Here is a 26150-nt window from a genome sequence, read left to right on the forward strand (position 1 = left end):
TCCGTCGCACGTGGGATTGACGGTCCGCCAGCGCGGGATCACCCTCGGTCGACAAGCCGTTCCCACCAGGGGACGGGAACGGGAAGGGGAGCCGATGGAGTCGACCGACCCGGTACGTGTGGTGGCCGCGGGTGACCACTTCGTCCTGCCGTCGCTGATCACGACGGCCGTACGCCGCGAGATGGGAGAACGTCCCTGCGAGGTCGGGGAGTTGACGCTCGCCGAGGAGGCGGGCGACGCCGAGGAGCAACTGATCAAGGCGCTCGTGGACGCCGAGGTCCTCGTCACCCGGCAGGGCCCGGTCACCGAACGGGTGCTGGCCGCCGCGCCGGAGCTGCGGCTCGTGGTGGTGTGCCGGGGCGGCCCCGCGGACGTCGACCTGGAGGCGGCGCAGGCGCACGGCGTCCGCGTGTGCCGCACGCCCGGCGGCGACGCGGCGGCCGCCGCCGAGTTCACACTGGGCCTGGTGCTGGCCGCCCTGCGCCGTATCCCGCAGGCCCACGCACTCCTGGTCCGGCGCGGGAGGGGGCAGGGGCCCGCGTCCCTCACGTACGAGCACGCCGGCCTGGAGCTGGAGGACCTGCCCGTGGGCCTGATCGGTCACGGAGCGGTGGGCGGCCGGGTCGCTCGGGTGCTGTGCGCGTTCGGGGCGCGGGTGATGGTCCACGACCCGTATGTGCGCGGCGAGGTGCACGGGCTGCGCATCGGCTCGCTCGACGACCTCCTGCGCCGCTCCCGGGTGGTCACCCTGCACGCCCCGCTCACCCCGGAGACCCGGGGCCTGATCGGGGCCCGTGAGCTGGCGCTGCTGCCGCGCGGCGCGGTGGTGGTGAACACGGCGGACGGGGCGCTGCTGGATGTGGACGCGCTGTGCGACGCGCTGGAGGGCGGGCAGTTGTCGGCGGCGGCCCTCGACACCTGTGCGCGGGAGCCGCTGCCGCCGGACTCCCGGCTGCTCGATCTGGCAGAGCGGCTGGTGCTGACCCCGCGCCTCGGCGGGTCGAGCCGCGCGGCGGCCGTGAAGGCGGCCACGCTCGCGGCGGAGGAGGTGGGCCGCTGGACGCGCGGGCAGTCCCCGGCGCACTGCCTGGCGGAGACCGGCAAGCGGGGGTGGCGCTCATGACCTACCAGGCCTACCGGCGCTGCCCCAACTGCGGGGACAGCATGCAGGACTTCCGGGATCTGGAAGGAGACGCCGAGAAGGCGGCGGCCGAGAAGGCCCTCCGGCCGGTCCTGGAGGGCCGCTCCTTCGTCGCCAGGGAGTACCACCGCTGCGCCCGCCCCGGCTGCCGGCGCATCCAGCGCAAGGACCACTGGAGGACCGGGGCCACATTGCCGGAGGAGTTGTAGGGACACGTGGGGAAGGGGCGCCGCACCGGCCACGGCTGTGGCGCCCCGACCGCCCGGTTCGTCGTCACCCGGCGGCAGGAGGACTACAGGTTGCTGAAGTCCGGCCCCTTCGTCCGCGTCCGCTTGATCTCGTAGAAGCCCGGCACCGACGCGACCGCCAGCGTCCCGTCCCAGAGCCTCGCCGCTTCCTCGCCCTTGGGCGCCGGTGTCACCACCGGCCCGAAGAAGGCGATCTGCTCCCCGTCCGGGCCCGGCACCGCGATCACCGGCGTGCCCACCTCCTGGCCCACCTTCTCGATGCCCTCCTTGTGCGAGGCCCGCAGTTCCGCCTCGAACTCGAAGTCCTCCTGCTCGGCGTAGTCGATGAGGTCGGCGGGCAGACCGACCTCCTCCAGCGCGGCCGCGATCGCCTCGAGCGTCGGCCCCTCGCCCTGGTTGTGGAAGCGCGTACCGAGCGCGGTGTACAGCGGCCCGAGGACGTCCGCACCGTGCTTCTGCCACGCCGCCGTCACCACGCGCACCGGCTGCCACGCCTTGGTCGCCAGCATCTCCCGGTACTCCTCGGGCAGCTGGTCGATCTTGTCCTCGTTGAGCACGGCCAGGCTCATGATGTGCCAGCGGACCTCGATGTCCCGGACCTTCTCCACCTCCAGCACCCAGCGGGAGGTCATCCAGGCCCAGGGGCACAGCGGGTCGAACCAGAAGTCGACGGGGGTCTTACCGGCAGCGGTCGCGGTCTCGGACATGGCTCTCCTCGGAAACGTGGACGTTCAACCGGCGACAACCGGTGCACCGCCCGCCTCATTCCCTCGCGCGTGCCTGCCGTATTCCCTGCTGTCCCGTGTCAGGCGCGCATGGCAGGATCGGTCCTGACCGCCACCCAGCAGCCCTGAAGGAGTGCCGCCCGTGCCCGGTGAGAACCTGTCCCGCGACGAGGCCCAGGAGAGGGCCGCCCTGCTGTCCGTCGACGGGTACGACGTGTCGCTCGACCTGCGCTCCGCCGTGGGCGAGGCACCCGGCGGCGCGGACGCCGAGCCGCGCACCTTCCACTCGGTCACCACGATCCGCTTCCGCTGCGCCGAGCCGGGCGCGTCCAGTTTCGCCGACCTGATCGCCCCGAGCGTCACCGCGGTCTCCCTCAACGGCAAGGACCTCGACCCCGGCGAGGTCTTCGACGGCGCCCGCATCCTGCTGGAGGACCTGGCCGCGGAGAACGAGCTGGTGGTCGACGCCCGGTGCGCGTACTCCCGCACCGGTGAGGGCCTGCACCGCTTCGTCGACCCGGAGGACGGCGAGGTGTACCTGTACACGCAGTACGAGCCCGCCGACTCCCGCCGCGTCTTCGCGAACTTCGAACAGCCCGACCTCAAGGCGCCCTTCCGCTTCGAGGTCCGCGCCCCGGAGGGCTGGACGGTGTGGAGCAACGGCGCCGGCCGGAAGCAGGACGGGGTGTGGCGCTTCGCGGAGACCAAGCCCATCTCCACGTACATCACGTGTGTCGTGGCGGGCCCGTACCACCACGTCACCGACAGCTACACCCGTACCCTCGACGACGGCACGACCCTCGAGATCCCGCTCGGCGCGATGTGCCGCAAGGGTCTGGCCCGGCACTTCGACGCGGACGACGTCTTCCTGGTCACCAAGCAGGGCCTGGACTTCTTCCACGACCACTTCGACTACCCGTACCCGTTCGGGAAGTACGACCAGGCCTTCGTGCCCGAGTACAACCTCGGCGCCATGGAGAACCCGGGGCTCGTCACCTTCACGGAGGAGTTCGTCTTCCGCGGCAAGGTCACCCGGGCGTCGTACGAGCGCAGGGCCAATGTGGTCCTGCACGAGATGGCCCACATGTGGTTCGGCGACCTGGTGACCATGGCCTGGTGGGACGACCTGTGGCTGAAGGAGTCCTTCGCGGACTTCATGGGCTCGTTCTCGCTGGTGGAGGCGACCCGGTTCACCAGCGGCTGGATCACCTTCGCCAACAACCGCAAGGCGTGGGCGTACCGCGCCGACCAGCTGCCCTCCACGCACCCGATCACGGCGGACATCCGCGACCTCCAGGACGCGAAGCTCAACTTCGACGGCATCACGTACGCCAAGGGCGCGTCCGTGCTGAAGCAGCTGGTGGCGTACGTCGGGCGGGAGGCGTTCCTGGAGGGCGCCCGTCGCTACTTCAAGCGGAACGCCTACGGAAACACCCGCCTGGCCGACCTGCTGTCGGTGCTGGAGGAGACGAGCGGCCGGGACATGGCGTCCTGGGCGCGCTCCTGGCTGCAGACGGCCGGGGTCAACTCCCTGACCCCCCAGGTGCTCCTCGGCGAGGACGGGCGGATCGCGGAGCTGTCGGTGCTCCAGGAAGCGCCCGAGTCGCATCCGGAACTGCGCCCGCACCGGGTGGCGGTGGGCCTGTACCGCACCGAGGGCGGCGCGCTGGTGCGGTACGCGCGCGCCGAGGTCGACGTGCACGGCGCCCGTACGGTCGTCGGTGGACTCGCCGGCGCGGAGGCACCCGAGCTGGTCCTGGTCAACGACGACGACCTCACCTATTGCAAGATCCGCTTCGACGACACCTCGCTGGAGACCCTGAAGGGCCGTCTCGGCGACATCAGCGACCCGCTCGCGCGAGCGCTGTGCTGGTCGGCGCTGTGGAACCTGACAAGGGATGCGCTGCTGCCGGCGCGGGACTTCGTCGGCCTGGTGCTGCGGTTCGCCGGCCGGGAGTCCGACATCGGCGTGCTGCAGATGCTGCACGCCTGGGCCGGCTCCGCACTGGCGTACTACGCGGCGCCCGCGTGGCGGGAGACGGGCGGGCGGCTGCTCGCCGAGGGCGCGCTCCGCGAGCTGCGGGGGGCCGAGCCGGGCAGCCAGCACCAGCTGACCTGGGCGCGTTTCTTCGCAGCGATGGCGTCCGACGACGCCGATATGCGGCTGCTGCGGGGTCTGCTGGACGGCACGGACAAGATCGACGGTCTGGACGTGGACCAGGAGCTGCGCTGGGCGTTCCTGCAGCCGCTGGCCGCGCACGGGGCCGCCGACGAGTCGGCGCTCGCGGCCGAACTGGCCCGCGACGACACGGCGTCCGGCAAGCGCCACCAGGTCCGCTGCCTGGCCGCGCGCCCCTCGGCCGCGGTCAAGGCGCAGGCGTGGGCGCAGGTCGTCGAGTCCGACACGTTGTCGAACGCGCTCGTGGAGGCGACCATCGCGGGCTTCGTGCAGTCCTCCCAGCGGGAGTTGCTCGCGCCGTACGCGGAGAAGTACTTCGAGGCGATCGGCCGGGTGTGGGCGGACCGTTCCATCCAGATCGGGATGCACGTGGTCAGGGGCCTGTTCCCCGCGCTGCAGGACTCGCCCGGCACGTTGGAGGCGACGGACGCGTGGCTCGCCGCGCACCGGGACGCCCCTCCGGCGCTGCGACGGCTGGTGCTGGAGGCGCGCGACGATCTGGCGCGCTCCCTGCGGGGGCAGTCCTGCGACGCGGCGGCCGCGGGCTGACGCCGGGGACGGTGGTTGACGGGCGCGGCGGGCCTGCGGTGACGAAATACGAGTATCCGAACCCGTAACCTGGCCCGTCCCCCGTCCGGACCAGCCTCTTTCGGCAGTCGAACGCACGTACTTTAGCGCCGTGTTGTCCGCATTTGTCGACAGGCGTGTAACAGCGGTTAGAGGGCGGACCGGGGGCGGGAAATCCGGGATCATGAACCACAACACCCCGCTCTCCCCCCGCCCCCTGCGCCATCTGTCCGACGCGCAGCGCCGGGTGCTGACCACCGCCCAGCTGCGCGCCCACGGAGTGGGCGCCGCCGAGACCACCGAGAAGTGCCGGTCCGGCGGCCCCTGGCAGCAGATCCTGCCCGGCGTGTACCTGCTGCACCCCGGCCCACCGACCCCCGAGGAACGTCTGCACGCGGTACTGCTCTACGCGGCCCGCTCCTCGCTCGCCGACCCCGCTCCCGCGGTCCCGGCCCAGCCGGGCGCGGGCTCCCCGCACGGCCCGCTGCCGTACACGGACGCCGTGGTCACGGGCCTGGCCGCCCTCGCGCTGTACGGCTTCGCCTCCGCACCCGGGCTGTCGTCGCTGGAGAGGATCGACGTCCTGGTGCCGCGGACCCGCCGGCTGCGCAGCACCGGCTGCGCCCATGTGGTCCGCACCCCCTCGCTGCCCGACCCGCGGCTGGTGACCGGCGCGCCCGTCGCGCCGGTCGCGCGCGCCCTGGCCGACGCGGTGGCCGCGGCGCCGGACCCGGCTGTGGTGCGCCGGCTGCTGACCGAGGCGGTCCGCGGCGGGCACTGCGAACCCGCCGCGGTGGTGAAGGAGTTGAACCAGGCCCGGCTGCTGAGCCGCCCGCACGTGGTGGACGCCGTGGACGCGCTGCTGGCGGAGAGCCGGGCGGTGGCGGAGGACCGCCTGTACCGGATGGTGCGCGAGCACGGCCTCCCGGACCCGGTCTGGAACGTGGACCTGAGGCTGCCCGGCGGCCCCTGCCTCGGCGGCCTGGACGCGTACTGGCCCGAACAGGCGGTGGCGCTGGAACTCGACATCCGCGCCCCGCGCCACGACGAGGACGCACTGTGGTCGGAGTACGCCCGCAAGCGCGAGCAGTTGGAGCGGCTCGGCATCACGGTCGTGTACCTGACGCCGAAGAAGCTGCGCGACTGCCTGGAGCAGCAGGCGACAGTGGTCCGCACGGCGCTGATGGCGGCCCTGGACCGCGAACCGGCCGCGCCGGTGGAGGTGCTGCCCCGGTGACGGACCGGGGTGGCACGAGGAGGGAGGAGGAGGGGCCGCCGGCCTTACCGGCGGCCCCTCCTGCTGTGCCGTTCGGGAGGGCGGCCGTCAGAACGGGTCCGGAAGGGGCGGTTCGGGGAGCGCGGGCTCCGGCTCCGGTGGGGCGGGCCGCATCGCCTCCGCGTGGACACGGTCGATGAGGTCGGCGTACGAGGCGATCATCCGGGTGCGGCTGAAACGCTCGCGGCTGCGGACGAGGACGGGCGCGAGGTCGGTGCGGGCGGCGGCGGCCTCGGTCCACGCCCGGGCGATCGCGTCGGGGTCCGGCGGGGTGAGCCGGCCGTGCCCGGAGACGATCAGCGCGCTGTCCCCCACGTCCGTGGCGACCGGGACGGCCCCGCACATCATGCCCTCGATCAGGCACAGCGGGGCCGCCTCGCCCCAGGACGAGGTCAGCGCCACCACGTCGGAGGCGGCGTAGACGGTCTCCATGTCGCGGCGGACGCCCAACGCGTGCAGCCGCCCGGTGAGGTGCGTGTCGTCTCCGAAGGCCTCCCGGATGTCGGCGGCCAGCCCGGGCTGGTCCCCGGTCATGCCCGCACCGCACATCAGCGCGTGCCCGGCGGGCTCGCGGCGCAGCCAGGCGTGTGCGGCGCGCAGGAACAGCGGAACGTTCTTCATGGCGTCGTAGCGGGCCGCGAAGACGACCACCGGTGCGGTGTCCGGGATGCCGAGCGCCTCCCGCATGCGCAGCCGCCGGCCCGGGTCGGGGCGGAAGCGCAGCAGGTCGACCCCGTTCGGGATGACGTGCAGCAGCTCGGCCGGAATCCCGGCGGCCCGGTACGCCTCCCGGGTGGACTCGGCGCAGCAGACGCAGGCGACCACGGTGCCGTCGGCGATGGCGGCCTTGAGCTCGGTGAGCGCCCCGCCCTGGTTCTCCGGGTCGGAGCGGTGCAGACAGACGATCACCGGGCGGCGCGGCAGGCCCGCCTGGTTGAGCAGGCCGAGCGGCTGCTCCTTGAGCGACAGCACGACATCGGCCCCGGCCATCGCCCGTGCGGTCTCCGCCAGCTCCGGGCCGCTGAAGACGGCCGGATCGGCGGCCGGGGCCCCGGTCAGCCCCAAGGTGCGGTCCAGGGAGGTGACCTCCACCCCGGCCGCGGTCAGCGACCGGTAGCAGGCGTCGTCCCGCATGGCCTGCCGGGTGGCCTCACGGAGCACCTCCCCGTGGACGCTGAGCACCCGGTGGTGCTGGCCGCCTTCGCGCAGCCCCAGGACGACGTCGCTGTGGAGGATCCGGGCGCCCCCGGAGAAGAAGCCGTCGTAGACCGACAGCACGCGCAGCTCGTGCCGTACGCGCACGTGACCACCCGCCTTGCACAAGTGTCGAAGCATCCCCGTGAACAGCGGGTTGGTCGCTATGAGGCGCCACAAATGTTTCGGACGGATGAACACGGGGTCTCATGTCCGGGTCGGCTGGGTTACGCCGTAATCGTCAGTCTTGTACACCGTGATCCAGTGGTGGACCGCAATCCGATGGCCATCGGGCGACGGCCGATGTGACGATGGCCGGATGACCGAACCGATCACCGTGACCACGGAGGACGGGCGCCGGTACACCGTCCGCGAGGCCGCGCCCGACGACGAGCCGGGTGTGACGTCCCTGTTCGAGGCGAGCACGGAGTACTTCGAGGCGGCCACCGGCCTGCCCTCGGGCCCCGCCGACCTGCAGAGCCTCTATTACAGCCTGCCGCCGGGGGCCGACCGGCAGGACAAGCGGATCCTGGCCGTGACCGAGGGCGGCGACGGCCCGGTGGTGGGGATCGTCGACGCGGTGCTGCACCATCCGGACCCGGACACCTGCGCGGTGGGCCTGTTCCTGCTGCATCCCTCGCTGTGGGGTACCGGAGCGGCCCGGCCCCTGGCCACCGCGCTGCTGGCCCGCACGGCCGCATCGGGTGCGGCCCGCGTGACCGCGACGGTCCCGACGCGTTGGGAGCGGGGCCGCCTCTTCCTCACCGCGCTCTCCTTCCGCTTCACGGGCCCGGTCCCGCAGGGCCCGACGACCGCCAACCGCTCGACGGGTCCACGCGAGCCGGTCGTGGAGCGGGCGGAGCTGGTGCTGCCGCGCTCGGAGTGAGCGCGCCGCGCTCCGGGCCGCCGCCCGAGGGGTCCGCTCGGGGTGCCGTCGAAGGCCCGCCCCCGGGCGGGCGGGAGCCGGCCGTCGTGAACGCAGACGGCGTCGGCCGCCACCCTCACTCGTGTACGCACTCGGGGCACGTTGGCCCGCCGGCTCCGGACCGGCAAGGAATGTGAGGGCGCGGACCAGCGCAACGCACGACCCCAAGAAGGCCTGAAGTGAAGGCGAGTTGTCGTTCTTCCGGGCCGAACTCCCCCAAGGCCGTCGCGGGTTTTCCCCATACATCCATTTCGATTCGGTCAACACTCCCCAAACACACGTTCCTTAGGTAAAGCTGTGCGATCGTCCGGGGTCGCCCACCGGACGACCACGACCAGGACCGATCCGTCCCGGTCGGTCCTGCACGCTCCTTTACCTACAAGGGATGCCGATGACCTTCACCCCCCAGCGCGGCCCGAAAACGGGCACGAGACGTGTGGCGCGCACAGCAGCGGCCGCGGGGCTGGTGGCCGCGCTCTGCGCGGCCGGGCCGATACCCCTGGCCTTCGCCTCGGACCAGCAGCCGGCCGGCGCCGACCCCGCCGTGAAGTCCGCGAGCGCCAAGCTCGGTTCGGACGACGCCGGCCTCCTCGCCGAGGCGAAGGCCGACGGTGCCAAGAACGTCACCATGATGGTCGCGACCGCGCCCGGGCAGACCGAGCAGGTCGCCAAGGAGCTGGACGCGGTCAAGGGCGGCTCCGTGGGCCGCACCTACGACAAGCTCGGCTACGTCCGCGCCACCGTGCCGACGGCCAAGGCGGACGCGACCATCGCCGCCGCCGAGAAGCTGCCGTCCGTGCACGCCATCGACCTCAGGCGGGAGATACCGCTCGACGACCCGTCGCCGAGCGCGGACGGCGCCACGTCCGGTGCCAGGAGCATCACTTACCCGGCACCGGGCAAGGACACCCCGGCGAAGAACCCGTACAACCCGTCCTTCGAGACGGGCGCCGTCGACTTCGTCAAGGAGCATCCGAAGGCGGACGGCCGCGGCATCACCATCGGCATCCTCGACTCGGGCGTGGACCTCGGCCACCCGGCGCTGCAGAAGACCACCACCGGCGAGCGGAAGATCGTCGACTGGGTGACCGCGACCGACCCGATCGTCGACAGCGACGCGACCTGGCGCCCGATGGTGACGGCGGTCTCCGGGCCCTCCTTCACCTACGGCGGCCAGAGCTGGAAGGCCCCGGCGGGCTCGTACGGGATCAGCACCTTCAAGGAGTCCGCGACCACCGGCGGCGACGAGAAGGGCGACCTCGACCGCGACGGCGACACCACCGACAGCTGGGGCGTCCTGTACGACCCCGCGGCCGGCACGGTCACGCTCGACCTGAACAACAACAACGACTTCACGGACGACACCCCGATGAAGCCGTACAAGGACGGCTTCCAGGTCGGCTACTTCGGCACCGACGACCCGAAGACCGACGTCGTCGAGCGGGTGCCGTTCGTCGTGCAGATCCGCAAGGACGTGCCGATGGACCCCTACGGCGGGTCCTGGGTCGGCAAGAAGGCCGACTTCGTCAACATCGGCGTCATCGAGTCCGAGCACGGCACGCACGTCGCCGGCATCACCGCCGCCAACGGCCTGTTCGGCGGGAGGATGAACGGCGCCGCGCCCGGCGCGAGGATCGTCTCCTCCCGCGCCTGCACCTGGACCGGCGGCTGCACCAACGTCGCGCTCACCGAGGGCATGATCGACCTCGTCGTCAACCGCGGCGTCGACATCGTCAACATGTCCATCGGCGGCCTGCCGGCGCTCAACGACGGCAACAACGCGCGCGCCGAGCTGTACACGCGTCTCATCGACACCTACGGCGTCCAGCTGGTGATCTCCGCGGGCAACTCCGGCCCCGGCGCGAACACCATCGGCGACCCCGGGCTCGCCGACAAGGTGATCTCGGTCGGCGCGGCCATCTCCAAGGAGACGTGGGCCGCCAACTACGGCTCGGCGGTGAAGAAGAAGTACCAGATGATGCCCTTCTCCTCCCGCGGCCCGCGCGAGGACGGCGGCTTCACGCCGACCCTGGTCGCGCCCGGCGCCGCGATCAACACCACCCAGACCTGGCTGCCGGGCTCCCCGGTCCCCGAGGCGGGCTACTCCCTGCCGGCCGGCTACTCCATGCTCCAGGGCACCTCGATGGCGTCCCCGCAGGCCACGGGCGCCGGCGCGCTGCTGCTGAGCGCTGCCAGGCGGCAGGGCACCGCCCTCACGCCCGCGAAGCTGCGCACGGCCCTGACCTCGACCGCCGACCACATCAAGGGTGTGCAGGCATACGAGGAGGGCGCGGGCCGCATCAACGTCGTCGACGCCTGGGACGCGATCCGCGACGGCGCCTCCGCCCACGACTACACCGTCAGGGCCCCGGTCGACACCGCGCTCGACCAGTCGCTGAAGACCCCGGGCTTCGGCACCGGCCTCTACGACCGCGAGGGCGGCCTCAAGGCGGGTGAGAAGAAGAGGTACGACATCACCGTCACCCGCACCTCCGGCCCCGACCGTGCGGTCTGGCACACGCTGCGCTTCGCCGACAACGCGGGCGGCACCTTCCGCCTCCTCGGCTCGCCCCTGGTGCGACTGCCGCTGAACCAGCCGGTGACCGTGAAGGTGCAGGCGGCGCCGCGCTCCGCGGGCGTCAAGAGCGCGATCCTGGAGGTCGACGACCCGTTCACCGAGGGCGTCGACAAGCAGATCCTCACCACGGTCGTGGTGTCGGCCCCGGTGAAGTACACCTACTCCGTGTCGGGCTCGGTGCAGCGCAACAGCTCGCAGTCGTACTTCCTGACCGTGCCCGAGGGTGCGAAGTCGCTGGAGGTCGCGATCGGCGGGCTCAAGGACGGGAGCCAGACGCGGTTCGTCGCGATCCACCCGTACGGCACTCCGGTCGACAACACCTCGACGCCGTACTGCTACAACAACTACCTCGACGGCAACGGCTGCAGGCCCGACGTGCGCTCGTACGCGGACCCGCAGGCCGGTGTCTGGGAGATCGAGGTCGAGTCGCGCCGCACCTCGCCGCTGCTCGACAACCCGTACACGCTGGACGTCACCGCCCTCGGCGCGGCGTTCGCCCCTGAGACCGTGACCGTGCCCGAGGCCAGGGTGGGCACCCCGTCCGCCGCCTCCTGGAACGTCACCAACAAGTACGCCGCGCTCGACGGCAGGCTGGTCGGCGGCCCGCTCGGCTCGTCGAAGACGGACCGGCCGACCATCGAGAACGGCGAGACGCAGACCACCACGGTCGAGGTGCCCGCGGGTGCCGCCTCGCTGGACGTCGCGATCGGCAACGTGTCCGACACGGCGGCCGACCTGGACCTGACGGTCTACGACGCGAGCGGCAAGCAGGTCGCGCAGTCCGCCGACGGCGACTCGGAGGAGGCGGTGCACATCGACAGGCCGGCCGCCGGGACGTACACGATCGAGGTCGCCGGCTACTCGGTGCCGTCCGGCTCGACGGCCTACGACTACCGGGACGTGTTCTTCTCCTCCGCGCTCGGTTCCGTCACGGTCGACGGCTCGGCCCCGGTCGAGCTCGGCACGGGCGGCTCCGTGACGGTGTCCGGCACGGTCACCGCCGCCGCTCCGGCACCCGGGGGCCGGGAGTTCTTCGGCCGGGTCCAGCTGGTGAACGCGCGCGGCACGGTCGCGGGCACCGGCAGCGTCAAGATCGAGAAGGTCACGCCGTAGGGCTCCGTACGGCTGTGGGGCGGGCGTCCTCGGGGGCGCCCCCCCCCTTCTTCGTCCGCCGGGCCGATGGGGCGTACATCACACCGCCGTGTGCGCCGGAAGGGGGCGGGGCAGGTGCGGGGCAGCACAGCTTGCGGTGCGGAACGTCTGGCGGCTGAATTTCTGCAGCTCAGCGGGGTGGACGCCGCAGTTCCGCAATCGGCGGCCGCGTCGTCGCGTCCCATTCCTCGGGCACACCGTACAAAGGATTGGACAGGCGGGCCGGGGTCGGCCGCATGATGGAAAAGCCTCGATCGGGCAACAGGCACGTAAAGATCACGAGAGGGAGTCGCCGTGAGGGTCGGAATCGTCGGAGCGACCGGTCAGGTCGGCACGGTCATGCGCAGGATCCTCGCGGAGCGCGACTTCCCGGTCACCGAGCTGCGCCTGTTCGCCTCGGCCCGTTCGGCGGGGACGATCCTCGACGGCGTGACCGTGGAGGACACGGCGACGGCCGACTACACGGGCCTGGACATCGTGCTGTTCTCGGCGGGCGGCGCGACCTCCAGGGCGCTGGCCGAGAAGGTCGCCTCGCAGGGTGCCGTCGTGATCGACAACTCCTCCGCCTGGCGCAAGGACCCGGACGTACCGCTGGTCGTCTCCGAGGTGAACCCGCACGCGGTCGTGAACCGCCCCAAGGGCATCATCGCCAACCCGAACTGCACGACGATGGCCGCCATGCCGGTGCTCAAGCCGCTGCACGAGGAGGCGGGCCTGGAGGCACTGGTCGTCGCCACCTACCAGGCGGTGTCCGGTTCGGGGCTGGCGGGCGTGGCGGAGCTGCACGGCCAGGCGCAGAAGGTGGTCGCGGAGGCCGACCGGCTGACCCACGACGGCGAGGCGGTCGACTTCCCCGAGCCGCAGGTCTACAAGCGCCCGATCGCCTTCAACGTCGTTCCCCTCGCGGGCAACCTCGTCGACGACGGACTGAACGAGACCGACGAGGAGCAGAAGCTCCGCAACGAGTCCCGCAAGATCCTGGAGATCCCCGGTCTGAAGGTCTCCGGCACCTGCGTCCGCGTCCCGGTCTTCTCCGGGCACTCCCTCCAGGTCAACGCCCGCTTCGCGCGTCCGCTGCCCGTGGAGCGCGCCACGGAGCTGCTGGCCGGCGCGCCGGGGGTGGCCCTCTCCGACATCCCCACCCCGCTGCAGGCGGCCGGCAAGGACCCGTCGTACGTGGGCCGCATCCGCCGTGACGAGACGGTGGAGAACGGTCTGGCCCTGTTCGTCTCCAACGACAACCTCCGCAAGGGCGCGGCGCTCAACGCCGTGCAGATCGCGGAGCTGGTGGCGGCCGAGCTGAGCGCATAGCGAATAGGGAAAACCCTCAGGTTCAGGGGGCGCGCACCGCTGCCGGTGCGCGCCCCTTGCTGTAGGCCCTGATCATCGCCGAACGTGGCGGTGACGTGGAAGGATGACGGAACCGACCCATCACGAGGAGATGACCGCGTGCCTGGCACAAACCTGACTCGCGAAGAGGCGCAGCAGCGGGCGAAGCTGCTCACCGTTGACTCGTACGAGATCGATCTCGACCTCTCCGGCGCGCAGGAGGGCGGCACCTACCGGTCCGTGACCACGGTGCGCTTCGACGTAGCCGGTGGGGTCACCCCCCGGTCGGGCGAAGCCGAGACCGGGGGAGGCGCGGAGTCCTTCATCGACCTGGTGGCCCCGACCGTCCACGAGATCACCCTCAACGGTGACCCCCTCGACCCCGCCGAGGTCTTCAAGGACTCGCGGATCGCCCTGCCCGGCCTGCTGGAGGGCCCCAACATCCTGCGTGTCGTCGCCGACTGCGCCTACACCAACACCGGCGAGGGCCTGCACCGCTTCGTCGACCCGGTCGACGACCAGGCCTACCTCTACACCCAGTTCGAGGTGCCCGACGCCCGGCGGGTGTTCGCCTCCTTCGAGCAGCCGGACCTGAAGGCCACCTTCCAGTTCACCGTGAAGGCGCCGAGCGGCTGGACCGTCGTGTCCAACTCGCCCACCCCCGAGCCCAAGGACGACGTCTGGATCTTCGAGCCGACGCCGCGGATCTCGACGTACGTCACGGCGCTGATCGTCGGCCCGTACCACTCCGTGCACAGCGTGTACGAGAAGGACGGCCAGAGCATCCCGCTCGGCATCTACTGCAGGCCCTCCCTCGCCGAGTACCTCGACTCCGACGCGATCTTCGAGGTGACCCGGCAGGGCTTCGAGTGGTTCCAGGAGAAGTTCGACTACGCGTACCCGTTCAGGAAGTACGACCAGCTCTTCGTGCCGGAGTTCAACGCGGGCGCGATGGAGAACGCGGGCGCTGTCACCCTGCGCGACCAGTACGTGTTCCGCTCCAAGGTGACGGACGCGGCGTACGAGGCCCGGGCCGCCACGATCCTGCACGAGCTGGCCCACATGTGGTTCGGCGACCTGGTGACCATGGAGTGGTGGAACGACCTGTGGCTGAACGAGTCGTTCGCCACCTATGCCGAGGCCGCCTGCCAGGCGCTGCACCCCGAGTCGAAGTGGCCGCACTCCTGGACCACGTTCGCCAACCAGATGAAGACGTGGGCGTACCGGCAGGACCAGCTGCCCTCCACGCACCCGATCATGGCCGAGATCCACGACCTGGACGACGTCCTGGTCAACTTCGACGGCATCACGTACGCCAAGGGCGCGAGCGTCCTCAAGCAGCTCGTCGCGTATGTCGGCATGGACGAGTTCTTCCGCGGGGTGCAGGCGTACTTCAAGCAGCACGCCTACGGCAACACCCGCCTGTCCGACCTGCTGGGCGCCCTGGAGGAGACCTCCGGGCGCGATCTGAAGACATGGTCGAAGAAGTGGCTTCAGACCGCGGGGATCAACATCCTGCGGCCCGAGATCGAGACGGACGGGGACGGGGTCATCACGTCCTTCGCGATCCGCCAGGAGGCCCCCGCGCTGCCCGTCGGCGCCAAGGGCGAGCCGACGCTGCGTCCGCACCGTATCGCCATCGGCCTGTACGGCCTCGACGGTGACAGCGGCAAGCTGCTGCGCGAGGAGGACGGCCGGATCGAGGTGGACGTCGACGGCGAGCTGACCGCCGTGCCGCAGCTGACCGGTCGGCGCCGCCCGGACGTGGTCCTGCTCAACGACGACGACCTGTCCTACGCCAAGGTCCGCCTGGACGAGACGTCGCTGGCCTTCGTCACCGCGCACCTGGGCGACTTCGAGTCCTCGCTGCCGCGCGCCCTGTGCTGGGCGTCGGCCTGGGACATGACCCGGGACGCGGAGCTGGCGACCCGCGACTACCTCTCGCTCGTCCTGTCCGGTATCGCCAAGGAGTCCGACATCGGTGTCGTGCAGTCGCTGCACCGCCAGGTGAAGCTGGCGGTCGACCTGTACGCCGACCCGTCCGCACGCGAGGCGCTGCTGACCCGGTGGACGGATGCGACCCTCGCCCATCTGCGCTCCGCAGAGCCGGGGAGCGACCACCAGCTGGCGTGGGCGCGTGCCTTCGCGGCGACCGCCCGGACCCCGGAGCAGCTGGACCTGCTGGAGGCGCTGCTCGACGGTTCGCAGTCGGTGGAGGGCCTGGTCGTGGACACCGAGCTGCGCTGGGCGTTCGTGGAGCGGCTCGCGGCGGTGGGCCGCTTCGACGAGGCGGAGATCGCGGGCGAGCTGGAGGGCGACAGGACGGCGGCCGGTGAGCGGCACGCGGCCACCGCCCGGGCCGCCCGCCCGACCGCGGAGGCCAAGGCGGAGGCCTGGGCGTCGGTCGTGGAGTCCGACAAGCTGCCGAACGCCGTGCAGGAGGCGGTGATCGCGGGCTTCGTCCAGACCGACCAGCGGGAGCTGCTCGCCCCGTACGCGGAGAAGTACTTCGAGGTGGTCAGGGACATCTGGGACTCCCGCTCGCACGAGATGGCCCAGCAGATCGTGGTGGGTCTCTACCCGTCGATCCAGGTGTCCGAGGACACGCTGGCGAAGACCGACACCTGGCTGGCCTCCGCCGAGCCGCCCCCGGCGCTGCGGCGCCTGGTCTCGGAGGCGCGCGCGGGCGTGGAACGGGCGCTGAAGGCGCAGGCGGCGGACGCGGCCGCGGCCTGACCGCACGCGGGAGGGATGTCCGGCACGTGCCGGACACCCCTTCCTCCGGTTCTCCCACTGGCCTTGTCCGGTGGGGTCATCCCCGGCCCGTCCAGGCGAGCAGGGCCGCCTGGATCTGCGCGGCGTCGGGCGCCTCGGCAGCCCAGGCGACATAGCCGTCGGGCCGTACCAGCACGGTCGTGCGCCGTCCGCTCGCCCATTGCTCCACGGCCAGCCGGTCCTTGCGGCCGTCCGCGTCCCAGGGGCCGGGGGTGATCAGCACGAACCGGCCGCCGCGCAGGGCCTCGTGGAGCCGGCCGCCGGTGAGCGCCACGTCCGGGATGCGCCTGCCGGTCAGCGGGTGGGCGCCGCGGGGAGCGGCGTAGGCGTAGCCGATGCCGGTGACCTGGCCCGTCACCCGCCGCCGAAGGGGGCCGACGCGGGTGACGGCGGTGGCGAGCGCGGTGCGCAGCGCCAGGGTCCAGGGACGCTTGGCCATGGCGAGACGCACGATGCCGCCGCTGCTGCGCAGCACCGCCCTGCCGACGGGGTGCCGCTCGGACTGGTAGGTGTCCAGGAGGGCGGCATCGGCGTGGCCGCGCAGGACTGCGGCGAGTTTCCAGGAGAGGTTCGCGGCGTCCTGGAGACCGGTGTTCATGCCCTGCCCGCCGGCCGGGGTGTGCACATGTGCGGCGTCCCCGGCGAGGAAGACACGGCCGACGCGGTAGGCGGGCGCCTGCCGCTCGTCGCTGTGGAAGCGGGACATCCAGCGCGCCTCGCGCATGCCGTAGTCGCGGCCGAGCGCGAGTCGGACGGTCTCACGGACCTCGTCGAGGTCCAGCGGGGCGCTGTCGGGGACGTCGCGGCCGCGCTGCCAGGCGATGACCCGGTGGTAGCCGTCGCCGAAGGGCGCGATGAAGGCGAAGGCGTCACCGACGGCGTTCGCGGTCAGCGTCCGCTCGGGCTGCTCGTCGAGGAGGACGTCGGCGAGGACGACGGAACGGATGACCGACTTCCCGGGGAAGGTCAGGCCGATCGAGGTGCGCACGGCGCTGTGGAGGCCGTCGGCACCCACGGCGTAGGCGGCGCGCAGCTCGCCGGGCTCGCCGTCAGGGCGGCGCACATGCAGCGTCACACCGTCGGCGTCCTGGCTGACGCCGGTGACCTCCGTCTCGTGCAGGAAGCGCACCCCGGCGTCGACCGCGCGCCGCTCCAGCGCCTTCTCGACCTCGTACTGGGGCAGGACCAGCACATGGCGGAAGCGGGAGGGGAGGGTGTCGAGCCGGATGGAGAGCCCGCCGAAGAGGCGGATGCCGGAGAGCGGCTGCCCCTTGGCCTCCAGGTCGTCGCTCAGACCGCGGGCGTCGAGTTGCTCCAGGGTGCGGGCGTGCAGGACGAAGGCGCGGGAGAGGTTGCTGATCTTGTGGGGGCGCTTCTCGACGAGGGTGACGGGGACGCCGGCGGTGGCGAGGTCACCGGCGAGGAGCAGACCGGTGGGGCCGGAGCCGACGACGAGGACGCCGGTGGGGGCGGTGCCGTCGCCGGGAGCGGTGGTGCGGGGCGTCTCTGTCATGGCTGCCTCCTGCTGCCAACATCTGTTGGCCAACACCTGTAGGCCAACGTTCGTGTGCCAACGTACGTTGACTTCCACTGGACGGTCAACAGTTGTTGGCCTACGTTTGTTGGCATGTCCGAAAAGCCCCCACCCCGCCGCTCCGACGCCACTCGCGGCGCCATCCTCGCCGCCGCTCGGGAGCGCTTCGCCTCCGACGGCTACGAGCGCACCACCATTCGTGCCGTCGCCAAGGACGCACGGATCGACCCGTCCATGGTGATGCGCTACTACGGCTCCAAGGAGGGCCTGTTCGACGCGGTCCTCGACGTCGATCTGCAGCTGCCCGACCTCCGGGGAGTGCCCCGCCACGACGTGGGCGAGGTGCTGGTGAACCACTTCCTCACCCTCTGGGAGGAGAACCACGACGCCCTCACCGCACTGCTGCGCGTCGGCGTCACCAACCCGGCAGGGTCCCGGCGGCTCCAGACGATCTTCCGGGACCAGTTGCTGCCGGTGGCGCGCCAGACCTGCCCCGACCCCGAGCAGGCGCCCGCCCGGGCCGTGCTCGTCTCCTCACAGATCATCGGGATGGCGTTCGCCCGCTACGTCCTGAAGATCCCGCCGGCCGTCGCCCTGGCCCGCGAGGAGGTGGTGGCCTGGCTGGCTCCCACCCTGCGGCGCTACCTCACCGCTCCGCACCCGTGACCCCGGCACCGGCGTCCGGCACCAAAAGCCCGGTACGAACGCGCCGAGGGAGTCCGCGCACCCATCCGGTGCGCGGACTCCCTCGGGGAAACGTGTGAGAAGTGCCGGCGTCAGCCCTGCTCGGCCCGCTTGCGGGTCTTGTCGGTCACCACGACCAGGCCCGCGATCACCAGGAACAACACGATCGGCGCCGCCACGAACAGCCCCAGCGTCTCCGCGACGCTCAGGCCCTTGCCGGGGTCGTCGCCGTCGTCGCGCGTCAGCGCGAGCGCGGGGGACGACATGAGCAGCATCATCAGCGTCGTACCGGCGGCCAGGGCGCCGGCGCGCAGGGCGTTCTTCTTGTCCACCCTGCAAAAGTAGCGAACGCCCGAACGGCGCGCGCGCCCGGGGTGCCCTTCCTGGCCCCCGGTCCGCCCCCACCCGGCCGCCGACGCACCCGGCCCGAACCGCTGGGGTGCCCACCCGGCCGCCGATCCCCCCACCCGGCCGCCGACGCACCCGGCCCGAACCGCCGGGGTTGCCCCACCGGGGCCGGGCGCGGGAGCGTCCTACCCGCGCCTACCCGCCCCGCGCCACGTCCGTCAGCGCGTACAGCCGCGGCGAGGCCGCCAGATCCTCCAGCGTCACCGGGCGCCCTTCCGCGTCCGCGATCGGCAGGCGCCAGTTCGGGTACTGGTCCCAGGTGCCCGGCAGGTTCTGCGGGCGGCGGTCGCCCACCGCGTCGGGCAGCCAGACGCCGACCAGCCGGGCGGGGGTGCGCAGCAGGAAGCGGTACACGGCCTGGATCTCCCGCTCCTGCGACACCGCCGAGTTCGCGCCGGTGAGCCCTTCGAGCAGTCCGAGCCGGGACAGCAGGGCGAGCCACTGGCCGGTCTCGGCGGCGGCTTCGGCGCGTTCCTCGGCCAGGGGGCGGGTGAGCAGGCCGAGCCGGTCGCGGAGTTCCACGTGCTCTCCGCTGAGCCGGGCGGCGGTGGGCGGCAGGTCGTGGGTGGTGGCGGTGGCCAGGCAGTCGGCGCGCCAGCGTTCGGGCGGCAGCGGCCGGCCGTCGCCCTCCCAGTCCCGTTCGAACCACAGGACGGACGTACCGAGCACCCCGCGCTCGTGCAGCGCCTCGCGCACCCCGGGCTCCACGGTCCCGAGGTCCTCGCCGATGACCAGGGCCCCGGCGCGCGAGGCCTCCAGGACGAGGACGGCGAGCATGGCCTCGGCGTCGTAGCGGACGTAGGTGCCTTCTGTGGGCGGCTGCCCCTGCGGCACCCACCACAGCCGGAACAGGCCCATGACGTGGTCGATGCGCAGGGCACCGGCGTGCCGCAGCAGGGCGCGCAGCAACCGGCGGTAGGGGGCGTACCCGGAGGCGGCCAGCCGGTCGGGCCGCCAGGGCGGCAGGCCCCAGTCCTGGCCGCGGGGGTTGAAGGCGTCCGGTGGGGCGCCCACCGACATCCCGGACGCCAGGTACTCCTGCTGGGCCCAGGCGTCGGCGCCGCCCGGGTGCACGCCGACCGCGAGGTCGTGGATCAGCCCGATCGGCATTCCGGCGTCGCGCGCGGTGCGCTGGGCGGTGGCGAGCTGGGCGTCGGTGAGCCAGGCGAGCCGGCTGTGGAAGTCGACGCGGTCCATCAGCTCGGCGCGGGCGCGGCCGGTCGCGGCCGAGCGGGGGTCGCGCAGCGGGGTGGGCCAGGTGTGCCAGTCGGAGCCGTAGAGCTCGGCGAGCGCGTACCAGGTGGCGTGGTCCTCCAGCTCCTGGCCCTGCTCGGCGAGGAAGTCGGCGTAGGCGGCGCGCCGTCCGGGCCCGAGCGGGACGGTGTGCACGAGTTGCAGCGCCTCGCGCTTGAGCTCCCACACGGCGTCGCGGTCGATCAGCTCGCCCTTGTCGAGCACGGACGCACGCAGCCGCGCGGCACGCTCCAGCAGCGTACGGATGCGGGAGCGGTCCTCGGTGTACGGGAACTCGGGGATGTCCTCCACGCGCAGATGCACGGGGTCCGGATAGCGGCGGGAGGAGGGGCGGTAGGGAGACGGGTCGGCGGGAGCGCCGGGTACGGCCGCGTGCAACGGGTTGACCTGCACGAACCCCGCGCCGAGCGCGCGCCCGGCCCAGGCGGTCAGCTCGGCCAGGTCGCCGAGGTCGCCCATGCCCCAGGAGCGGCGGGAGAGCAGGGAGTAGAGCTGGACGAGCAGTCCGTACGAGCGCCCCGGCGGCTCGGGCAGCCGGGTGGGGGCGGCGACGAGGTGGGCTTCGGCCGTGCGGCCGTCGGGGGTGGCGATGTACAGGGTGTGAACCCCGGGCGGGAGGCCTTCCGCAGAGGGGCGTGTCTCGCCCTGCTCGGTCTCGACGCGCACCCGGGTGCCGTCCGGGAGGGTGGTGAGCGCGGCGGGCGGCTCACCGCCCCAGCCGACCACGGTCGGGGGCAGCAGCCGCTCCCGCAGCTCCGTTTCACGGGCGGCCAGGGCCTGGCATCGGGCGTCCGGGGTACCCGCGTCCACGCCGAGCGCGGCGAGGGCGGCGGTGACCGCGGTGTCCGAGGCCGTGACCGTACGGTCCGGCGAGGGGCGGTAGGAGGTGGCGACGCCGTGCAGCGCGGCGAGCCGGGCGAGGGGCGTGTCGTCGCGCGCGGGGACCGCCGGTGCCATCTAGTACCCCATGGGGTCCGGCCCGGCGGCCAGGGGCTCGCTGGTCAGGGGGGCGACGTCGGCGAGCGGGGGTTCGCTGGTGAGGGGCTCGGCGTCGGGCAGCGGCGGCTCACTCGTCAGGGGCACCTGGGTGCGGGCGCCCTCCGCGCTGAGGACGCCGATCGGGGTCCGGGGGGCGGCGCAGGGTTCCGCATGGCGTTTGGACAGGGTCGGGAGCGGATGGTGTGCCGGTGCGGCCACAGGGGGCCTCCTTGTCGTCGTGCGACGTTCTGCGGGTGAGTGCAGGCCTACCCAATGGGCGCGTGCGCAGACGTACGAGGGTGAACAAGGTGGGGTTGCTCACAGACCATATCCAGGTGCGGCGCCCCGCGGCACGCCACCGCCCCGAGGAGCTTCCGGACTTCCCGCAGATTTCCCGGCGCACCCCCGGCTCGCTATTCACTCAGTACATGTAGCGAGTGCATACTGATCTCCATGAGCACCCGCCACATCCTCCTGGGGCTGCTCGCCGCGGGACCGAGCCATGGCTACGACCTCAAGCGGCGGCACGACGAGCGGTTCCCCCAGGCGCGGCCCCTGGCCTACGGGCAGGTCTACACGACCCTGCAGCGCCTGGTCCGCGACGGCCTGGCCGAAGTGGAAGGCACCGACTCCGACGGCGGCCCGGAGCGCACGCTGTACCGCTCGACCGACGCCGGCTCGCGCGAGCTGGTCCGCTGGGCCGGGGAGACCACACCACCCGCACCGTTCGTGGCGAACGAGATCTTCGCCAAGGTGGTGGTCTGCATCCTCGCGTCGGCGGACCCTGCCGCCTACCTGGCGGCGCAGCGCGGCGCGCACATGGCTCGGATGCGCGAACTGACGGCTGTGAAGACCGCCCCCGGCGCCTCTCTCGCGACGGTGCTCTCGGCCGACTACGCCCTCAACCACCTGGACGCCGACCTCCGCTGGATGACCACCACGGCGGCCCGGCTCACGACTCTGACCGCGGAGGTCGACTCACCATGAGCACCCCCCTCCTCACGGGCCGCCGCCTGCACAAGGCCCACGGCCCCACCCCGGCGCTGCGCGGCGCCTCCCTCGCGCTGCGCCCCGGCGAGATCCTCGCCGTGACCGGGGCCAGCGGCAGCGGAAAGTCCACGCTGCTGCACTGCCTGGCGGGGATCGTCCGCCCGGACTCCGGCACGGTGGAGTACGCCGGTGAGCGCCTCGACACGCTGCCGGAGGCACGGCTGAGCCTGCTCCGGCGGACGGAGTTCGGGGTGGTGTTCCAGTTCGGGCAGCTGATCCCGGAGCTCACCGCGGCCGACAACGTGGCGCTGCCGCTGCTGCTCGCGGGCACACCCCGGCACACGGCGCGCGAGCGGGCCGGCGCGTGGCTGGAGCGGTTCGGTGTACTGGCGCAGGAGGCGCTGCGTCCGGGGGAGTTGAGCGGAGGCCAGGCGCAGCGGGTGGCGCTGGCACGGGCACTGGTGACCGCACCGAAGGTGGTCTTCGCGGACGAGCCGACCGGTGCGCTGGACTCCCTGGCCGCGGAGCAGGTGATGACCGCCCTGGTGCACACGGCCCGCGAGTCGGGCACGGCGGTGCTGCTGATCACGCACGACGCGCAGGTCGCGGCGTACGCGGACCGGGAGGCGACCCTGCGGGACGGGGCCTTCGAGGGGCAGTCCGCGGAGGTGGCGCGTTGAGCGTGGACCTCCGACTGGCCTGGCTGCTGACCCGTGGGTCCGACCGGCGGGAATGGCGGCGGGTGCTGCTCACCGCGGCGGGAGCCGGGCTCGCCACCGCCTTCGCGCTGGCCGCCGTCGCGGTCGCCGCGCTGCGCGGGTACCACCGGATCCCGCTCGCGAGCGGACTGCTGAACGGCCCCGGCGAGCGCAGGGGCATCGTGTTCACGCTGCTCCTGCTGCTCGTGCCGGTGCTGGGCTTCCTCGGGCAGTGCGCCCGCATCGGGGCCGTGCACCGCGACCGGCGGCTGGCCGCACTGCGGCTGGCGGGGGCCGAACCGGACCGGGTGCGCCGGATCGCCGCCCTGGAGACAGGACCGGCCTGCGTGGCGGGCTCGGCTCTGGCCACGCTGTTCTCCGTCCTCCTCCTGCTGCGCCTGTGGCGGGGGACCCCGGCCGTGGTCTGGGCGGCGTTCTTGGTGGTCGCGACGGCCGTGCCGGTGCTGGGTGTGCTGGTGAGCGTGGTCGCGCTGCGCCGTGTGGTCGCCGAACCGCTGGGCCGGGTACGGCGGGTGCGCCCGCCCGCGTCACGGGGGCCGGTCGTGGCGTACCTGGTGGCGGCGCTGGTGGTGCTGCTGGTGGCGGGGCTGCTCCTGGTACCGGGCGAGTCCGGCGGGTTCGCCACGGCTCCCGGACTGGTGTTCGCCGTGGTGGTGCTCACCGGTATGGGCGCCGTCTGGCTCAGCGGCGCCACCGCGCGGCGCACGGGCCGGCTGCTGGCGGAGCGGACCGGTAGCCCGGCGGTGCTGATCGCGGCGGAACGGCTGCGCGACGACCCGTGGGCCGCGGCCCGTACGCATGCGGCGGTGCTGCTGGTCACCGTCGTGGGCACCGGGTTCGTGGGCGTGCGCCAGGTGCTCTTGAACAGCCTGCACCACATCACCCCGGCCGAGGACCTGTCCTTCTACACCACCGGTATCGACCTGACGGGTGCCGCCGTGCTGGTCGCCCTCGCGATCACGCTGTCCGCACTGGCCGTGGGCACCGCCGAGTCCGTGGCCACCCGGCGCCGGGGCCTGGCCGCACAGGTGGGCGCCGGAGTGCCGGCCTCCGTGCTGGCGCGAGCGCTGCTCCTGGAGACCGCGCTGCCGCTGGCCCCGGCGGTGGTCCTCGCGGGTGCGGGCGGCATGGCGATCGGCGCCTGGTACGCGGCACTGGTGTCGGGGTCGGGCGCGTCCGTCCCGCTGCCGTCGCTGCTGGTACCGGTGGCGGTCTACGCGGCGTGCCTCCTGTCGGCCGCGACATCACTGCCCCTGCTGCGCCGCTCGGTGCACCCGGGCGAACTGCGGCAGGCCTGACGGCCGGCCCCGGGGGCGCAGAGGACTCCCGGAACCGGGCCCCGAGCGGCCGCCTCGGGGAACACGAAGGCCCGGATCGTCAGGCTGAGATGCCGTCGATCCGGGCCAAGGCGTCGTCCGCGCCGTACGGCTGCAGGTATGGCAGCCAGCGCGGGTCCCTATGGCCGGTGCCGATGATGCGCCAGGCCAGGCCGGTCGGCGGGGCGGGTTTGTGGCGCAGCCGCCAGCCCAGCTCGACGAGGTGGCGGTCGGCCTTGACGTGGTTGCAACGGCGGCACGAGGCCACCACGTTGTCCCAGACGTGCTGACCACCGCGGCTGCGCGGGATGACGTGGTCGACGCTGGTTGCGACGCCACCGCAGTACATGCACCGGCCGCCGTCGCGGGCGAAGAGCGCGCGACGGGTGAGAGGAACGGGCCCCCGGTAGGGAACCCGTACGAATCGCTTGAGCCGGACCACGCTGGGTGCGGGGACAGTGACGGTCGCGCTGTGCATGTAGGCGCCGGACTCCTCGAGGCAGACAGCCTTGTTCTCGAGGACGAGGATGAGCGCGCGGCGGAGCGGTACGACGCCGAGCGGCTCGTACGACGCGTTGAGGACCAGGACGTGCGGCACGGATGCCCTCCTTGTACGCCGGCGGCGCGTGGCTCGCGCCGGGACGATCTGAGAGCCAGTCTCCCCTCATGGCTGGTGGAAGCGCCACCATGTCCCGGTAACGGGCTGGGAGTGTTTTCGACCACACCCGGTGCGCCGCCCGCCGCGCGCCCCCCTGCTTCACCTGGTGAACCCCCAGGTGACACGGTCTCTCCACGGAACATCGCCATGATCCCCACACGATGCCCCGTTAGTGTGGTGCCTCTGCCGTCCGGTGACCTTTCTGTGACCTCGACGACCTTGACCGCTCCACCGGAGGCGGACGCACAGGAGGTAACCCGACGTGTCCCTGCCCGCCCTGCTGGCCGCCGGCGCCTCACCGGCTCCGTCCCCCAAGAAGTCGACGGCTCCGGCGGTTCCCACGTTCCAGGACGCCCAGGAGAGCGCGAACCACGCCGCGAGCTGGGTCGAGAAGAACTGGTCCACGTGGCTCGCGATCGGCCTCAGGGTCATCCTGATCCTGGTGATCGCGGCGGTGCTGAGAGTGGTGGTACGGCGTGCGATCACCCAGCTCATCGACCGCATGAACCGCACCACCGAGTCGACGAACGGCATGGCACTGGGCGGCCTGCTGGTCAACGCCGAGCGGCGCCGGCAGCGTGCGGCGGCGATCGGATCGGTGCTGCGTTCGGCGGCGAGCTTCCTGATCATGGGCACCGCGGCACTGATGGTGCTGTCGACCTTCCAGATCGACCTGGCCCCGCTGCTGGCCTCGGCGGGTGTCGCCGGCGTGGCGGTCGGTTTCGGTGCCCGCAACCTGGTCACGGACTTCCTCTCCGGCGTCTTCATGATCCTGGAGGACCAGTACGGCGTCGGCGACACCATCGACGCGGGGGTGGCCTCCGGCGAGGTGATAGAGGTGGGCCTGCGCGTGACGAAGCTGCGCGGTGCCGACGGCGAGATCTGGTACGTCCGCAACGGCGAGGTCAAGCGCATCGGCAACCTCTCGCAGGGCTGGGCGACGGCCGGGGTGGACGTCACCGTCCGCTCGAGCGAGAACCTGGACCGGGTGAAGGCGGTCCTGGACGCGGCGGCCGAGCGGATGAGCAAGGAGGAGCCCTGGAACGAGATCCTCTGGGGCCCGGTCGAGGTGCTCGGACTGGACAGCGTGCTGATCGACTCCATGGTGGTCCGCCTCTCGGCGAAGACCATGCCGGGCAAGGCCCGGGCGGTGGAGCGGGAGCTGCGCTGGCGCGTCAAGCAGGCCTTCGACCAGGCGGGCATCCGCATCGTGGGCGGCCAGCCCACCACCCTCACGCAGCAGGAGCAACCAGCCGGCCTCGCGGCCCCGGTGGCACCCCCCTCGACCCACCCCAACCCGGACTCCCCGCAGTCGGCGGCGGCGTCCCCCGTCTCGCCGCCGCGTCCGGCAGCGAAGTAGCGGGTTCCGCGGTCGTACGAGGAGGCGGCGTCCGGGTGTCGGGCGCCGCCCCCCACCCTGGACACCGTCCCGTTCCCGGAGGGCTGACGCCGGTAACGAGTCGGTTGCCCGCCGGTGGCCGGTATTGACGCCCACGTGGGCACGGGCCTACCTTCCTGCC

General features: G+C 72.5%; 20 protein-coding genes. 13 read left to right on the forward strand and 7 right to left on the reverse strand.

The window, feature by feature from the left end; genetic code table 11:
* Positions 1-94 precede the first annotated feature (94 nt).
* A complete protein-coding gene (locus AC5WS8_RS06105; RefSeq protein ID WP_496102239.1) occupies positions 95-1123 on the forward strand; it encodes an NAD(P)-dependent oxidoreductase in 1029 nt (342 codons plus the stop codon).
* Positions 1120-1350 (forward strand): hypothetical protein, encoded by a 231-nt coding sequence (locus AC5WS8_RS06110; RefSeq protein ID WP_496102240.1) that lies wholly within the window; start codon positions 1120-1122, stop codon positions 1348-1350. Before AC5WS8_RS06105 ends, AC5WS8_RS06110 begins: the two co-directional genes overlap by 4 nt.
* Positions 1351-1433: 83 nt before the next feature.
* On the opposite strand, the gene AC5WS8_RS06115 is transcribed toward AC5WS8_RS06110, so the two are convergent.
* Entirely contained in the window at positions 1434-2096 is a 663-nt protein-coding gene (locus AC5WS8_RS06115; RefSeq protein ID WP_496102241.1) for a mycothiol-dependent nitroreductase Rv2466c family protein, read from the reverse strand.
* A 160-nt stretch (positions 2097-2256) separates the two neighbouring features.
* Between AC5WS8_RS06115 and pepN (AC5WS8_RS06120) the strand changes: the two genes are divergently transcribed.
* Together pepN (AC5WS8_RS06120) and AC5WS8_RS06125 are read left to right on the forward strand one after the other, a co-directional pair.
* A complete protein-coding gene (gene pepN, locus AC5WS8_RS06120; RefSeq protein ID WP_496102242.1) occupies positions 2257-4842 on the forward strand; it encodes an aminopeptidase N in 2586 nt (861 codons plus the stop codon).
* A 202-nt stretch (positions 4843-5044) separates the two neighbouring features.
* The gene (locus tag AC5WS8_RS06125) at positions 5045-6097 is read left to right on the forward strand and encodes a hypothetical protein (RefSeq protein WP_496102243.1); all 1053 of its coding nucleotides are present in this window, start codon (positions 5045-5047) and stop codon (positions 6095-6097) included.
* A gap of 87 nt (positions 6098-6184) precedes the next feature.
* On the opposite strand, the gene AC5WS8_RS06130 is transcribed toward AC5WS8_RS06125, so the two are convergent.
* Positions 6185-7414, reverse strand: coding sequence for a glycosyltransferase (locus tag AC5WS8_RS06130; protein WP_496102418.1), 1230 nt, complete (start codon positions 7412-7414; stop codon positions 6185-6187).
* Between the two features lie 235 nt (positions 7415-7649).
* Between AC5WS8_RS06130 and AC5WS8_RS06135 the strand changes: the two genes are divergently transcribed.
* The 4 genes from AC5WS8_RS06135 (at position 7650) to pepN (AC5WS8_RS06150) (ending at position 16050) form a co-directional block, all read left to right on the forward strand.
* Positions 7650-8216 carry a GNAT family N-acetyltransferase gene (locus tag AC5WS8_RS06135; protein ID WP_496102244.1) on the forward strand — a complete coding sequence of 189 codons (567 nt, stop codon included), beginning with the start codon at positions 7650-7652 and terminating at the stop codon, positions 8214-8216.
* 430 nt (positions 8217-8646) lie between these two features.
* The gene (locus AC5WS8_RS06140; RefSeq protein WP_496102245.1) at positions 8647-11946 is read left to right on the forward strand and encodes a S8 family serine peptidase; all 3300 of its coding nucleotides are present in this window, start codon (positions 8647-8649) and stop codon (positions 11944-11946) included.
* Positions 11947-12279: 333 nt separating this feature from the next.
* Complete coding sequence (locus tag AC5WS8_RS06145) at positions 12280-13296, forward strand: aspartate-semialdehyde dehydrogenase (RefSeq protein ID WP_496102246.1); 1017 nt, start codon at positions 12280-12282, stop codon at positions 13294-13296.
* 138 nt (positions 13297-13434) lie between these two features.
* Entirely contained in the window at positions 13435-16050 is a 2616-nt protein-coding gene (gene pepN, locus AC5WS8_RS06150; protein ID WP_496102247.1) for an aminopeptidase N, read from the forward strand.
* Positions 16051-16126: 76 nt separating this feature from the next.
* Here the strand turns inward: pepN (AC5WS8_RS06150) and AC5WS8_RS06155 are convergent, their stop codons facing one another.
* Positions 16127-17602: an FAD-dependent monooxygenase gene (locus tag AC5WS8_RS06155; RefSeq protein ID WP_496102248.1), complete on the reverse strand. Its 1476-nt coding sequence runs from the start codon at positions 17600-17602 to the stop codon at positions 16127-16129.
* Between the two features lie 114 nt (positions 17603-17716).
* Between AC5WS8_RS06155 and AC5WS8_RS06160 the strand changes: the two genes are divergently transcribed.
* Positions 17717-18289 carry a TetR/AcrR family transcriptional regulator gene (locus tag AC5WS8_RS06160; protein WP_496102249.1) on the forward strand — a complete coding sequence of 191 codons (573 nt, stop codon included), beginning with the start codon at positions 17717-17719 and terminating at the stop codon, positions 18287-18289.
* A gap of 110 nt (positions 18290-18399) precedes the next feature.
* Here AC5WS8_RS06160 and AC5WS8_RS06165 read toward each other — a convergent pair whose 3' ends face one another.
* The 3 genes from AC5WS8_RS06165 to AC5WS8_RS06175 form a co-directional block, all read right to left on the reverse strand.
* The gene (locus tag AC5WS8_RS06165; RefSeq protein WP_496102250.1) at positions 18400-18639 is read right to left on the reverse strand and encodes a hypothetical protein; all 240 of its coding nucleotides are present in this window, start codon (positions 18637-18639) and stop codon (positions 18400-18402) included.
* Between the two features lie 211 nt (positions 18640-18850).
* Entirely contained in the window at positions 18851-20926 is a 2076-nt protein-coding gene (gene malQ, locus AC5WS8_RS06170; protein ID WP_496102251.1) for a 4-alpha-glucanotransferase, read from the reverse strand.
* Complete coding sequence (locus AC5WS8_RS06175; RefSeq protein ID WP_496102252.1) at positions 20927-21166, reverse strand: hypothetical protein; 240 nt, start codon at positions 21164-21166, stop codon at positions 20927-20929.
* A gap of 234 nt (positions 21167-21400) precedes the next feature.
* Here AC5WS8_RS06175 and AC5WS8_RS06180 point away from each other — a divergent pair, with 234 nt between their 5' ends.
* From AC5WS8_RS06180 to AC5WS8_RS06190, 3 genes are read left to right on the forward strand one after another with little or no spacing between them, the layout of a single operon-like run.
* The gene (locus tag AC5WS8_RS06180) at positions 21401-21934 is read left to right on the forward strand and encodes a PadR family transcriptional regulator (RefSeq protein WP_496102253.1); all 534 of its coding nucleotides are present in this window, start codon (positions 21401-21403) and stop codon (positions 21932-21934) included.
* The gene (locus AC5WS8_RS06185) at positions 21931-22617 is read left to right on the forward strand and encodes an ABC transporter ATP-binding protein (RefSeq protein WP_496102254.1); all 687 of its coding nucleotides are present in this window, start codon (positions 21931-21933) and stop codon (positions 22615-22617) included. The genes AC5WS8_RS06180 and AC5WS8_RS06185 overlap by 4 nt, the downstream gene beginning before the upstream one ends.
* Positions 22614-23954, forward strand: coding sequence for an FtsX-like permease family protein (locus AC5WS8_RS06190; RefSeq protein ID WP_496102255.1), 1341 nt, complete (start codon positions 22614-22616; stop codon positions 23952-23954). The genes AC5WS8_RS06185 and AC5WS8_RS06190 overlap by 4 nt, the downstream gene beginning before the upstream one ends.
* Positions 23955-24033: 79 nt before the next feature.
* On the opposite strand, the gene AC5WS8_RS06195 is transcribed toward AC5WS8_RS06190, so the two are convergent.
* On the reverse strand, positions 24034-24570 hold the full coding sequence (locus AC5WS8_RS06195) for an HNH endonuclease (RefSeq protein WP_103845270.1): 537 nt from the start codon (positions 24568-24570) through the stop codon (positions 24034-24036).
* A gap of 322 nt (positions 24571-24892) precedes the next feature.
* Here AC5WS8_RS06195 and AC5WS8_RS06200 point away from each other — a divergent pair, with 322 nt between their 5' ends.
* Complete coding sequence (locus tag AC5WS8_RS06200; protein ID WP_496102256.1) at positions 24893-25990, forward strand: mechanosensitive ion channel family protein; 1098 nt, start codon at positions 24893-24895, stop codon at positions 25988-25990.
* The last annotated feature ends 160 nt before the right edge of the window (positions 25991-26150 follow it).

It is taken from the genome of Streptomyces sp. PTL18, assembly GCF_059510295.1.